Here is an 11997-nt window from a genome sequence, read left to right on the forward strand (position 1 = left end):
CCGGCAAGGTCAGCCGGTGGCGCCTTCCCCCTGGTTGGGGACGGCGCCGCCGAAGCGGCGGTCGCGCTGGGCGTACTCGTAGCAGGCCTGCCAGAGGTTGCGGCGGTCGAAGTCCGGCCACAGCACGTCCTGGAAGACCATCTCGGCGTACGCACTCTGCCAGAGCAGGTAGTTGGAGGTGCGCTGCTCGCCGCTGGGGCGCAGGAAGAGGTCCACGTCCGGCATGTCCGGGTAGTAGATGTACTTCGCGAAGGTCTTCTCGTTGACCTTCGAGGGGTCCAGCTTGCCGGCCGCCACGTCGCGGGCGATGGCCTGCGCCGCGTCCGCGATCTCCGCGCGGCCGCCGTAGTTGACGCAGAAGTACAGGGTCATCGCGTCGTTGTCGACGGTCTGCTCCTGGGCGACCTGGAGCTCCTGGACCACCGACTTCCACATCTTCGGCATGCGGCCGACCCAGCGGATGCGGATGCCGAGCTCGTTCATCTCGTCGCGGCGGCGCCGGATGACATCGCGGTTGAAGTTCATCAGGAAGCGCACCTCGTCGGGCGAGCGCTTCCAGTTCTCCGTCGAGAAGGCGTACAGGGAAAGGTTCTTGACGCCCATCTCCAGGCAGCCCTTGAGCACGTCGAGCACGACGCCCTCGCCCACCTTGTGGCCCTCGGTGCGCGGCAGCCCGCGCTCCTTGGCCCAGCGGCCGTTGCCGTCCATGACGATCGCGACGTGGTTCGGGACCAGCTCGCCGGGGATCTTCGGCGGGCGCTCACCGGAGGGGTGCGGCTCGGGAACCTTGTACTCGCGGCGAGAGCGCCCCAGAATCCCGCGTCGTGCCATGTGCCCAGCTCCTATTTCTCGACGTATCGCAGGGAGCGTAGCCCGCGCTCCAGATGCCAGTGCAAGTAGGCGGAGACCAGCCCGCTGCCCTCCCGCACGTGACGCGCCTCGCACGCGTCGGCATGCCCCCAGTCGCCCGTCAGCAGGGCGCTGAGCAGGGCGATGGCCTCCGACGAGGGTACGACGCTGCCGGGGACGCGGCAGTCCCCGCATATGACCCCGCCCGCGCCGACGGAGAAGTGCCGGTTGGGGCCGTGGATCCCGCACTTCGCGCAGTCGTCGAAGCTGGGTGCGTAGCCGTTGACGGCGAGGGAGCGCAGCAGGAAGGCGTCGAGGATGAGGTTCGGCGCGTGCTCGCCGCGCGAGAGGGTGCGCAGGGCGCCGACGAGCAGCAGGTACTGCTGTACGGCGGGCTCGCCCTCGTGGTCGGTGAACCGCTCGGCGGTCTCCAGCATCGCGGTGCCGGCGGTGTAGCGGGCGTAGTCGGTGGCGATGCCGTTGCCGTACGGGGCGATGATCTGGGTCTGGGTGCAGAGCGGCAGGCTGCGGCCGATCAGCTCGTTGCCGCGGGTGAAGAACTGCACGTCGGCGTGGGAGAAGGGTTCCAGCCCGGCGCCGAACTTGGATTTCGTGCGCCGGACGCCGCGGGCGACGGCCCGGACCCGGCCGTGGCCGCGGGTCAGCAGCGTGATGATGCGGTCCGCCTCACCCAGCTTCTGGGTGCGCAGCACGATGCCGTCGTCGCGGATCAGACTCATGGGCCCATTGTCCCGTACCCCACTGACAGGACGGCCGCGGGAGCGGAACGGCAGCGCCCCCGCCGGGCACGAGGCCCGGCGGGGACACCCCTTGGGAGGATCAGGCGGTCGGTGCCGGGGCGGGCTCGCCCTCGGCCGACTGTGCCGGGATGGCTGCCGTGGCCTCGTCGTCCGCCGCCGGGGCGTCGTCCTCCGAGACGTTGTGCGGGTCGTCCTTGCCCATGCCGTTGAAGATCAGGTTCAGGACGATCGCAGCCGTGGCACCGAGCGTCACACCGCTGTTGAGCAGCGAGGAGAGGTCCGAGTTCATGTGGTCCTTGAAGAACACCGGAACCGTGGCCGGGAGCAGCGCAAAGGCCAGGGAGACGCCCACGACCAGCGCGTTCTTCTCCTCCTTGAGGTCCACCTTGGCCAGGGTCTGGATACCGGCCAGGGCCACCATCGCGAACATCACGGTCGCGGCGCCGCCGAGGACTCCGTGCGGGACGGCCGCGACGATCGCGGCGGCCTTCGGGAGCAGACCGAGGACGATCATGATGACGCCCGCGGAGACCACGACGAACCGGCTCTTGACCTTGGTCATCCGGACCAGGCCGACGTTCTCGGCGAAGGCCACGTACGGGAAGGAGTTGAGGATGCCGCCGAGGGCGGTCGCGGCGCCGTCGGCACGCAGGGCGCGGGCCACCGTCTCGCTGTCGACCTTCTTGCCGACGATGTCGCCGACGGCGTAGGTGTCACCGGTGGTCTCGACCATGGTGATCAGCATGACGATGAGCATCAGGACGATCGGGAACCACTCGAACTTCGGGGCGCCGTAGTGGAACGGGGTGCTGATGCCGATCCAGTCCGACTTGCTCACGTCGCCGAACTTGGCGTCGCCGAGCAGGAACGCGACCGCGGTGCCGCCGACCAGGCCCAGCAGGATGGAGATGCTGGAGAGGAAGGGCTTGCCGAGCTTCATCAGGATGAGGATGAAGAGCATCGTGCCGCCGGCGTAGGCGAAGTTCTTCGGGTCACCGAAGTCGGGGCTGCCGAGGCCGCCCGCGGCGTCGTTGAGGCCGACGGGGATCAGCACGATGCCGAGGACGGTGATGACCGTACCGGTGACGACCGGCGGGAAGAGCCGCATGACCGTGCCGAAGACCTTGGGCGGCAGCCAGGCGAAGGCGAAGGTGGCAAGGCCGGCGGTGATGACCGCGCCGTAGATGACGAGCAGGCCCGCCTCCTTGCCGCCCGCTCCGAGACCGATGGCGATCATCGGGGACACCGCGGTGAAGGTGACGCCCTGGATCAGCGGCAGTCGCGCGCCGATCCGGCCGATGCCCCACGCCTGGATGATCGAGGCGATGCCGCACGTGAAGAGGTCGGCGTTGATCAGGTAGACCAGCTGCTCGGTGGTGAGCCCGAGGGCGCCACCGACGATGATCGGAACGATCACCGCACCGGCGTAGAACGCGAGTACGTGCTGGAAGCCGTACAGCGCCAGCTTGGGGAGGGGGAGCACCTCGTCGACCGGGTGCGTGCTGGGCTCTCCGCTGGAAAGCCGGGCGGCGACACGTGCCATCTCTGCCTTGCCCTTCAAAAGGTAGGTAACGAGAGGAATCTGGTTATCCCTCGACGGAGTAGGTCGTTAACCCGTTTATCCGCCAGGGTTGTCAGTGCATTCACGTGAATCGAAGCTCCGCTGTGTTAACTGCGGCGTCTCCTCGTGTGACCGGAATTGAACGCCTGTGTGGCCGCTCACAGATATCGTCGACTTCTACAAAGTGTTGACGCGCGGGAGCCCTCGATCTGGAGGTTTCTCCAGTGGCGGTGACCACTCGGCGTGCGCTATGGGCCCCGCCGGACGGAACGAACCGTTCTCCCTGCACGAACGCGAAGGCCCTACGGGATGACGTGCGGGCTAAGGCTTCGCAGCCGTTCGTCCCCGCAAACCAGAAGGCTTTCGTCCGGCTGTCCATTTGGCGGAAACACTCACTACGGATGGAACGCCTCCGCGGTTCAAACGGCGCGCGAGGATCATGAATACGGGCACGTAGGGCCGGATCGTTACCTCGCCGGGGGCCGATTCCGACCGGCCGGAGACCCTCCATCGGCCCCGAGACCGAGGGGTGAGACGGAAGGGGCCCCGAGGCTCGCGGACGCGGGTCTGCGCTCGCCCGGATCGGACCGTCCACTGGATCCACCGAGAGGGACCCGGCATGCCCGCCATCGCGCTCCGCTCCGGCAGGTCACCCTCGTCCAGAACGACGCGGGGATCGCCCAGCTCCTCGTGGGCGTCCACGACGAACGGATCGCCCGCCTCGTCCTCGCCTCCTGCGAGGCCCTCGACAACTACCCGCCGGGCTTCCAGGGCAAGGCCCTGCACGCCGCCGGCAGGATCCCCGGCGCGCTCCGCCTGCTCCTGCAGAGCTTCCGCTCTCCCTTCCTCGCCGGGATGCAGACCTCCCTGGGCGGCATGGCCGCACGGCCGATCCCGCACGAGCTGGTGCTGCGCTGGTACGGCCCGCTGCTCGGCGACCCGGCGATCCGGCGGGATCTCACCGCGTTCCTGCGCGGCACCCGCAAGGACACCTACCTCCGGGCCGCCGAGCGGCTGCGCACCTTCGACCGCCCCGCCCTCGTCGTCTGGGGCGCCCAGGACCGGATGATGCCGCCCTCGACCGGACGCCGGCTCGCCGAACTCCTGCCACGGGGCGAATACGTGGAGATCCCGGACGCCCGCACCCTGATCTCCCTCGACAACCCCGAGGCCCTGTGCGCGGCCCTGCGCCGCTTCATCGCGGCCCACCCCGCCCCGGTCCGGCGCGGCGCCGCCTGAACCGGCGCGGGGCCCGCACGGGACCGCACACAGGCCCCGCGCGCCCGCCTTACGGCGCCCGGACCGCCGAGAGCAGCCGCGCCACCTCGTCCGCGTCGATGCGCAGGGCCGCGCCCACCGTGGAGAGCACCTCGCGCTCCGCGGGGATGTACGGGCCGTCCGCCAGGGCCACGCGCGCGCCCTGCAGCAGGATCGATTCGCGCCCCGGAGCCGCCAGGTGCGGAGCCAGGGGCTCCAGGGCCTCGTGGAGCTCGATCGACAGCGCCGCGCCGCAGCAGTCGGGGCCGTCGTAGAGCCCGAGCCGCCCCTCGTCGGTGGCCAGCGCCTCCACGAGGGACTCCAGCTGCTCCTCGGTGCAGTCCTGGAACCCCGCGGACCGTACGGCGCCCACGGCGGCCTCCAGCGCACTGCGCGAGGCCGTCCCGCCCGCGGCCAGCACGGCCAGCGTCACGGTGTGCACGGCGTCGCGCAGCAGCGCGGAGAAGCGGGTGGTGGTGAGGTGGTCGAGGATGTCGGTGGAGAAGCGCTCGCGGCAGCCCTGGCACTCGATGACGGGCCCGGCGTGCCCGCGCGGCAGCAGCGGCACCCCCAGGACGGTGAACCGGCGGCGTCCGGTGCGCCGGCGGTAGTTGCGGTCCCCACCGCAGTCGGGGCAGAAGAACTCCCCGTCCCCCACGGTGTTCCAGGTGGTGCGGATGCCCCAGACCGTCAGCTTCCGGCCGTCCCCACCCCGAACTGGCAGCACGTCGCACCTCCGTAACCTTCCGGCAACATCGCCGGGTTGGGTGATGTTAGCCACATCGGTGAGGATGCGTCAGCAGTGTGACAAGACAACATCCGCCGGCCCCCGTACTTGGCCGATCCGCGCCCCCGCGAACTCCCTGGCCGAACGGGTGCAGAAACGGCGGAACCCCGCCCTCCGGAAGGAGGAACGGGGTTCCGGACCGCACATACGAACGGGGATCAGCGGCCCGCGCGGTTGACGGCGGAGATGACCGCCTTCAGGGAGGCGCGGGTGGTGTTGGCGTCGATGCCGATGCCCCACAGGACGCGGCCGTCGATCGCGCACTCGATGTACGAGGCGGCGACGGCGGAGGCGCCCTCGCTCATCGTGTGCTCGGTGTAGTCCAGCAGGCGGGCGTCGATGCCGATGTCGGCCAGCGCGCTGAAGAAGGCCGAGATCGGACCGTTGCCGGTGCCGTTCAGCACGGTCTCCACGCCGTCCACGACCGCCTCGACGGTCAGCGTGTCGGTGCCGTCCTTGTCGGTGGTGGTCTGGCCGGAGCGCAGCTGGATGCGGCCCCACTGGTTCTCGGAGTTGGGCAGGTACTCGTCCTGGAAGACGTCCCAGATCGCCTTCGGGGTGACCTCGCCGCCCTCGGAGTCGGTCTTGGCCTGGATGATCCGCGAGAACTCGATCTGCATGCGGCGCGGCAGGTCCAGCTTGTGGTCGTTCTTCAGGACGTAGGCGATACCGCCCTTGCCGGACTGCGAGTTGACCCGGATGACGGCCTCGTAGGAGCGGCCGACGTCCTTCGGGTCGATCGGCAGGTACGGGACGGCCCACTCGATGTCGTCGACGGTGACGCCCTTGGCGGCCGCGTCGGCCTCCATCGCGTCGAAGCCCTTCTTGATGGCGTCCTGGTGGGAGCCGGAGAAGGCGGTGTAGACCAGGTCGCCCGCGTAGGGGTGGCGCGGGTGGACCTCCATCTGGTTGCAGTACTCGCTGGTGCGACGGATCTCGTCGATCTGCGAGAAGTCGATCTGCGGGTCGATGCCCTGGGAGAACAGGTTCATGCCCAGCGTGATCAGGTCGACGTTGCCGGTGCGCTCGCCCTGGCCGAACAGGCAGCCCTCGATGCGGTCGGCGCCGGCCATCAGGGCCAGTTCGGCGGCGGCGACGGCGGTGCCGCGGTCGTTGTGCGGGTGCACGGAGATGCAGATGTGCGCGCGGCGGGTCAGGTTGCGGGCCATCCACTCGAAGCGGTCCGCGTGGGTGGAGGGCGTCGAGCGCTCCACGGTGGCGGGCAGGTTCAGGATGATCTCGCGGCCCTCGGACGGCTGCCACACGTCGCAGACGGCCTCGCAGACCTCCAGGGCGAAGTCCAGCTCGGTGTCGGTGAAGATCTCCGGGCTGTACTGGTAGCCGAAGGTGGTCTCCGGGCCCAGCAGCTTCTCCGCGTACTCCATGACCAGGCGGGTGCCGTCTACGGCGATCTGCTTGATCTGCTCCTTCGAGCCGCGGAAGACGACCCGGCGGAAGGTGGGGGCGGTGGCGTTGTACAGGTGCACGGTGGCGCGCTTGGCGCCGACCAGCGATTCCACGGTCCGCTCGATCAGGTCCTCGCGGGCCTGGGTCAGTACGGAGATCGTCACGTCGTCCGGGATCGCGCCCTCTTCGATGATGGAGCGCACGAAGGCGAAGTCGGTCTCGCCGGAGGACGGGAAGCCGACCTCGATCTCCTTGTAGCCCATGCGCACCAGCAGGTCGAACATCTCGCGCTTGCGGGCGGGGGTCATCGGGTCGATCAGCGACTGGTTGCCGTCACGCAGGTCGGTGGACAGCCAGCGGGGGGCCTTGGTGACGCGGGCCTGGGGCCAGGTGCGGTCCGGGATGTCCACCTGCTCGTAGGAGCCGTACTTGTGGATCGGCATCCCGGAGGGCTTCTGGGTGTGGGTCGCGTTCGTGATGGGCGTGGGGCGACCGACAAAAGTGTGCTGGCTCATGACGTAGGGCTCCTCGCGTGTCCGCGTGTAGTTCGCTGGGACGGCCGACGGGCGGTCGCAAAACCGCAACACCAAACTCCGCGGGGAGGGGGCCGGCCTACGACTACAGACCCTCGCCGCGGCAGCTAAGGAGAAGCAGCCCGAAACGCATGATGGGCCGAGCCTAACCGAGCCGCCCCGTAGTGCGGGGGCCTGTTTCAGTATGCAAGACCCGGGGGTCCGATTTGCACCCTTTGTGAGCTAAGACTCTTTTCATCTTCCATGTCCGCGCGAGGTCCGTTCGATCCGTCAACGCGGCGCAATCACTTTCAGACAACTGAATGAATCATGGTCGCCTCTAGTGACACGGCAGTTACCCACTGCCACATTGCCGGGTATGGATGCCTCCCACAGCCACCGCCGCCCCGTCTTCTGCACCGTGGTGCCGCCGCACCTCCTGGACAAGATCGCCCAGTCCGCCGACCCCGCCCGCGCGGCCGCCGCGCGCCGGACCCTGGAGCTCGACGCCTCGAACCGCGTCCGGCGGCAGCTGTCCGTCCTGCCCCCGGCCGGGGACGGACCCTCCGAGACGCCCCGGCGGACCATCTACGACGCCCAGCACCACACCCGGCTGCCGGGCAGGAAGGTCCGCGGCGAGGGCGAGGACGTCAGCAAGGACGTCAGCGTCAACCGGGCCTACGCCGGGCTCGGGGCCACCTTCGAGCTGTACCTCAAGGCCTACGGGCGCCACTCGATCGACGGCGCCGGCCTGCCGCTGGACGCCACCGTCCATTACGACCGCCTCTACAACAACGCCTTCTGGGACGGCAGCCAGATGGTCTTCGGCGACGGGGACGGGGACCTGTTCCTCGACTTCACCGTCTCGGTGGACGTCATCGGGCACGAGCTGACCCACGGGGTCACCCAGCACACCGCCAACCTCGCCTACCACGACCAGCCGGGCGCGCTCAACGAGTCCATGTCCGACGTGTTCGGCTCCCTCATCAAGCAGTACTCGCTGAACCAGACCGCCGAGGAGGCCGACTGGCTGATCGGTGCCGGGCTGCTCGGGCCGGCCGTCGACAGCGGCATGGCCCTGCGGTCGATGAAGGCGCCCGGGACCGCGTACGAGGACGACGAGCTCGGCAAGGACCCGCAGCCGGCGACCATGGACGGCTACGTCCGCACCTCCCGCGACAACGGCGGCGTGCACATCAACTCCGGCATCCCCAACCACGCCTTCTACATCGCGGCGAGCGAGCTCGGCGGCAAGGCCTGGGAGCGGACCGGCCAGATCTGGTACGACACGCTGACCGGCGGGGACCTGACCCCGGAGGCCGGATTCGCGGACTTCGCCCGCCTCACGGTGGCCGCCGCCGTGGCCCGGTACGGGGAAGGCGGCGCGGAACACCAGGCGCTCCAGAAGGCGTGGTCCGCGGTCGGCCTGGGGTAGAAAGCCCCTCATGCAAATTCAGGTAATACGGACGGGCGGCTTCGCGGGGATCGAACGGCGGGCCGAGGTGGACACCTCGGGCCTGCCCGACGAGGCCGAGTGGCAGGCCCTGGCACAGCTGGCACTGCGGCCCGGTCCGCCGGGCCCCCCGGCGGAGGGGATCCGGGACGGCTTCTCGTACCGGATCACGGTGGACGGCCGGACGGTGCTCTGCCAGGACCCGAACCTCTCGGAGGCGCAGCGGGAGCTGATCTCACGGGTGCTGAAGGAAGGCGCCTAGCCGCGCACGCACGAAGCGGCGCGGGGGCTCAGGGGCTCAGCGGCTCAGGGGCTCAGGGGCATCTATTGAGGTGCCCCTGAGCTGCCGTTTTGCTTGGATGGCCGGATGACTGCGAATCCCGGGGGCCTGCCCGAGCTGGAGTGCTACTACGACACCGCACCGCGGGCGGGCGGGGCCCGGGCCGAGGACTTCGGTCCGCTGACCCTGTTCGTCCAGGAGAGCGACGGCTGGCCGTACTACGCGCGCCCCGCGCTCGGCGGCGCGGAGGTCTCGGCGGCCGACGTGGAGCGGGTGCTGGCCCGGCAGCGGGAGCTGGAGGTCCCCGAGTCCTTCGAGTGGGTGGCCGAAACCACCCCCTCCCTGCGGGCGGCAGTGGAAGCCGCCGGGCTGAACGTCCACGCGCACCCGCTGATGGTGCTGGACCCGGCCGCCGCGTCGGTACGGCTGCCCGCGGATCCGGACGTACGCGTGCTCGGCGCGGCCGACCCGCTGCTGCGCAGTGCGGTGACCGTGCCGATGCTGGCCTTCGCCGCGCCCGGCACGGCGGTGGGCGAGGGCGGCCCGGCGGAGCTCGCGGTGGCGGCGGTGGACCCGGCCTCGGAGGCCCGCCGGGTCCGGGTCTCCGGAATGATCGCGTCGGCCCGGACGGCCCTGGCGGCCGCCGTGCGCGAAGGCGCGGTGCTCTGCTCCGGCCAGTACATCCCGGTCGGCGACGTCGCCGAGGTGGTCGGTGTGGGCACCCTCCCGTCGGCCCGCCGCCAGGGGCTCGGCCTCGCGGTGACGGCGGCCCTGGTCGCGGACGCCCTGGCCCACGGAGCCCGTACGGTCTTCCTCTCGGCCGGCGACGAGGACGTGGCCCGGATCTACGGCCGCCTGGGCTTCCGCCGGGTCGGCACGGCCCTGATTGCGGAGCGGCCGCTGTAGCGGGGGCCGGGGACCGGGGCTGGACCCGGGTGGTCCGGCGGTCCGGATCCGGGCGGTCCCGGCGGTCGGGCGGTCCCGGCGGTCGGGCGCGGTTTGCGGAAACCGCAAAGTTGGTTGGCCGGACGGGTTGCGCGGGCGGAGCATCGGAGGCGTAGGCACCCGTACCGACCGGAGGTCCCCATGGCGCACGAGAACCACCAGCACGACCACTCCCCCGAGGCCGAGATCGTGGGCGAGGAGTACTGGGACACCCGCTACCGCGAGAGCGACAAGGTCTGGAGCGGCGAAGCCAACGCCGTCCTGGCCCGGGAGGCCGAAGGGCTGGCCCCGGGGCGGGCCCTGGACCTCGGCTGCGGCGAGGGCGGCGACGCCGTCTGGCTCGCCCGGCGGGGCTGGCAGGTCACCGGGACGGACATCTCCGGGGTCGCCCTGGAGCGGGCGGCCGTCCACGCCGCCGACGCCGGGGTCGACGACCGCACCCAGTGGGAGCGGCACGACCTCGCGGAGTCCTTCCCGGCCGGGGCGTACGACCTGGTCTCCGCGTGCTTCCTGCACACCTTCGGCGAGTTCCCGCGCGAGCGGATCCTGCGCCGGGCCGCCGCGGCCGTGGCCCCCGGCGGGATCCTGCTCGTCGTCGGCCACGCGGGCTGGGCGTCCTGGCAGCAGGACCGCCCGGAGATCGATTTCCCGAGCGCCGAAGAGGTCGTCGACCGGCTGGAGCTGGAGGCCGGCGCCTGGGAGGTGCTGCTGGCGGAGGAACACGTACGGGCCCAGGACCGGCCTGACGGCCGGCCCGGGACCCGTACGGACAACGTGGTGAAGGTGCTGCGGCTCCCGTAGGAACCGGCCCGCCTAGAAACCGAGCTTGCGCAGCTGCTTGGGGTCGCGCTGCCAGTCCTTGGCGACCTTCACGTGCAGGTCGAGGAAGACCGGAGTGCCGAGCAGCGCCTCGATGTGCTTGCGCGACTTCATCCCGACCTCCTTCAGACGGGCGCCCTTCGGGCCGATGATGATGCCCTTCTGGCTCGGCCGCTCGATGTAGAGGTTCGCGTGGATGTCCAGCAGCGGACGGTCCGCCGGGCGGTTCTCCCGGGGGATCATCTCCTCGACGACGACCGCGATGGAGTGCGGGAGCTCGTCCCGTACGCCTTCCAGCGCGGCCTCGCGGATCAGCTCCGCGACCATCACCATCTCGGGCTCGTCGGTGAGGTCGCCCTCCGGGTACAGCGGCGGGCTCTCGGGCAGCATCGGCGCGATCAGGTCCGCCAGCAGGTGGACCTGGCTGTCGCCGACCGCCGAGACGGGGACGATCTCGGCCCACTCGAAGCCCAGCTCCTGGGCGAGCTGGTGGACGGCGATGAGCTGCTCGCCCACCACCTTGGACTCGACGAGGTCGGTCTTGGTGATGATGGCGATCTTGGGGGTCTTCTTGATCCCCGCGAGCTCCTTGACGATGAACTTGTCGCCGGGGCCGAGCTTCTGGTCCGCGGGCAGGCAGAAGCCGATGACGTCGACCTCGGACCAGGTCGCGCGCACGACGTCGTTGAGGCGCTCGCCGAGCAGCGTGCGCGGCTTGTGCAGGCCGGGCGTGTCGACCAGCACGAGCTGGGCGTCGGGGCGGTGCACGATGCCGCGCACGGTGTGGCGGGTGGTCTGCGGCCGGTTGGAGGTGATCGCGACCTTGGTACCCACGAGCGCGTTGGTCAGGGTCGACTTCCCCGCGTTGGGGCGGCCGACGAAGCAGGCGAAGCCCGCACGGTGCGGGCTGGTGGTCTCGGGGGAACGATCGCTCATACGGGCCATTCTCCCCGATGCGGCTCCCAGCGCCGACCAGGCTGCGGCCAGGAGCGCGAGAGCGGCCGCCAGGAGACCGTTCAGAGCGGGGTGCGCGGCGTGGCCGGCGGTGGCCCGGGAGCTGGTTCCGTCGGCCCCCGCCGTCACGGTGATCCGGGTCCATTCCAGCGCCGGGGGGCCCTCCCAGCCGGCCGTGAGCCGGACCTCCTGGCCGGGAAGCAGTTCGGCGGGCAGGCCGGTCAGGGTGCGGGAACGCAGGGTGCGGCCGAGGGCGCCGGTGACGGTGAGGGCCGCGCGGGGGCGCAGTGTGACGTTGCCGAGGTTGCGGAGCGTGTACGAGATCTCCGCGCCGGCGGCGGCCCGACCGGTGACCCGGAGGTCCTCGACGGCAAGGGCCGGTGCGGTGGGTCCGGCGACCCGGAGGTAGACG

The 11997-nt window shown here is 70.6% G+C and carries 11 protein-coding genes; 5 read left to right on the top strand and 6 right to left on the bottom strand.

What is annotated here, in order from left to right; all coding sequences use genetic code 11:
* Window positions 1-9: 9 nt before the first annotated feature.
* The 3 genes from OG490_RS12290 to OG490_RS12300 all read right to left on the bottom strand — a co-directional run bounded on the left by OG490_RS12290 (window position 10) and on the right by OG490_RS12300 (window position 3153).
* Window positions 10-831, bottom strand: coding sequence for an isoprenyl transferase (locus OG490_RS12290; RefSeq protein ID WP_330296326.1), 822 nt, complete (start codon window positions 829-831; stop codon window positions 10-12).
* A gap of 11 nt (window positions 832-842) precedes the next feature.
* The gene (gene recO / locus OG490_RS12295; protein ID WP_330296327.1) at window positions 843-1589 is read right to left on the bottom strand and encodes a DNA repair protein RecO; all 747 of its coding nucleotides are present in this window, start codon (window positions 1587-1589) and stop codon (window positions 843-845) included.
* 100 nt (window positions 1590-1689) lie between these two features.
* Window positions 1690-3153, bottom strand: coding sequence for a nucleobase:cation symporter-2 family protein (locus OG490_RS12300; protein WP_330296328.1), 1464 nt, complete (start codon window positions 3151-3153; stop codon window positions 1690-1692).
* A gap of 327 nt (window positions 3154-3480) precedes the next feature.
* Between OG490_RS12300 and OG490_RS12305 the strand changes: the two genes are divergently transcribed.
* Complete coding sequence (locus OG490_RS12305) at window positions 3481-4410, top strand: alpha/beta hydrolase (protein ID WP_330296329.1); 930 nt, start codon at window positions 3481-3483, stop codon at window positions 4408-4410.
* 49 nt (window positions 4411-4459) lie between these two features.
* Here the strand turns inward: OG490_RS12305 and OG490_RS12310 are convergent, their stop codons facing one another.
* Together OG490_RS12310 and leuA are read right to left on the bottom strand one after the other, a co-directional pair.
* Window positions 4460-5155 (bottom strand): TerB family tellurite resistance protein, encoded by a 696-nt coding sequence (locus OG490_RS12310; RefSeq protein WP_330296330.1) that lies wholly within the window; start codon window positions 5153-5155, stop codon window positions 4460-4462.
* Between the two features lie 218 nt (window positions 5156-5373).
* Window positions 5374-7137: a 2-isopropylmalate synthase gene (gene leuA, locus OG490_RS12315; protein WP_330296331.1), complete on the bottom strand. Its 1764-nt coding sequence runs from the start codon at window positions 7135-7137 to the stop codon at window positions 5374-5376.
* A gap of 376 nt (window positions 7138-7513) precedes the next feature.
* Between leuA and OG490_RS12320 the strand changes: the two genes are divergently transcribed.
* The 4 genes from OG490_RS12320 to OG490_RS12335 all read left to right on the top strand — a co-directional run bounded on the left by OG490_RS12320 (window position 7514) and on the right by OG490_RS12335 (window position 10613).
* Window positions 7514-8569, top strand: coding sequence for a M4 family metallopeptidase (locus OG490_RS12320; protein ID WP_330296332.1), 1056 nt, complete (start codon window positions 7514-7516; stop codon window positions 8567-8569).
* Between the two features lie 10 nt (window positions 8570-8579).
* Window positions 8580-8849, top strand: coding sequence for a protealysin inhibitor emfourin (locus tag OG490_RS12325; RefSeq protein WP_330296333.1), 270 nt, complete (start codon window positions 8580-8582; stop codon window positions 8847-8849).
* Window positions 8850-8954: 105 nt separating this feature from the next.
* Complete coding sequence (locus OG490_RS12330) at window positions 8955-9773, top strand: GNAT family N-acetyltransferase (protein ID WP_330296334.1); 819 nt, start codon at window positions 8955-8957, stop codon at window positions 9771-9773.
* Window positions 9774-9953: 180 nt separating this feature from the next.
* Window positions 9954-10613 (top strand): class I SAM-dependent methyltransferase, encoded by a 660-nt coding sequence (locus OG490_RS12335; protein WP_330296335.1) that lies wholly within the window; start codon window positions 9954-9956, stop codon window positions 10611-10613.
* 12 nt (window positions 10614-10625) lie between these two features.
* Here OG490_RS12335 and era read toward each other — a convergent pair whose 3' ends face one another.
* Window positions 10626-11576, bottom strand: coding sequence for a GTPase Era (gene era, locus OG490_RS12340; protein ID WP_443065950.1), 951 nt, complete (start codon window positions 11574-11576; stop codon window positions 10626-10628).
* Between the last annotated feature and the right edge of the window lie 421 nt (window positions 11577-11997).

The organism is Streptomyces sp. NBC_00503 (assembly GCF_036346895.1).
In the GTDB taxonomy this organism is placed as follows: domain Bacteria; phylum Actinomycetota; class Actinomycetes; order Streptomycetales; family Streptomycetaceae; genus Streptomyces.

Excerpts from the sequence above, each read along its gene's own strand:
- OG490_RS12290 (WP_330296326.1), bottom strand. The coding sequence starts at position 831 with ATGGCACGACGCGGGATTCTGGGGCGCTCTCGCCGCGAGTACAAGGTT.
- OG490_RS12335 (WP_330296335.1), top strand. The coding sequence starts at position 9,954 with ATGGCGCACGAGAACCACCAGCACGACCACTCCCCCGAGGCCGAGATC.
- OG490_RS12300 (WP_330296328.1), bottom strand. The coding sequence starts at position 3,153 with ATGGCACGTGTCGCCGCCCGGCTTTCCAGCGGAGAGCCCAGCACGCAC.
- leuA (WP_330296331.1), bottom strand. The coding sequence starts at position 7,137 with ATGAGCCAGCACACTTTTGTCGGTCGCCCCACGCCCATCACGAACGCG.
- recO (WP_330296327.1), bottom strand. The coding sequence starts at position 1,589 with ATGAGTCTGATCCGCGACGACGGCATCGTGCTGCGCACCCAGAAGCTG.
- OG490_RS12320 (WP_330296332.1), top strand. The coding sequence starts at position 7,514 with ATGGATGCCTCCCACAGCCACCGCCGCCCCGTCTTCTGCACCGTGGTG.
- OG490_RS12325 (WP_330296333.1), top strand. The coding sequence starts at position 8,580 with ATGCAAATTCAGGTAATACGGACGGGCGGCTTCGCGGGGATCGAACGG.
- OG490_RS12305 (WP_330296329.1), top strand. The coding sequence starts at position 3,481 with ATGACGTGCGGGCTAAGGCTTCGCAGCCGTTCGTCCCCGCAAACCAGA.
- era (WP_443065950.1), bottom strand. The coding sequence starts at position 11,576 with ATGGCCCGTATGAGCGATCGTTCCCCCGAGACCACCAGCCCGCACCGT.
- OG490_RS12330 (WP_330296334.1), top strand. The coding sequence starts at position 8,955 with ATGACTGCGAATCCCGGGGGCCTGCCCGAGCTGGAGTGCTACTACGAC.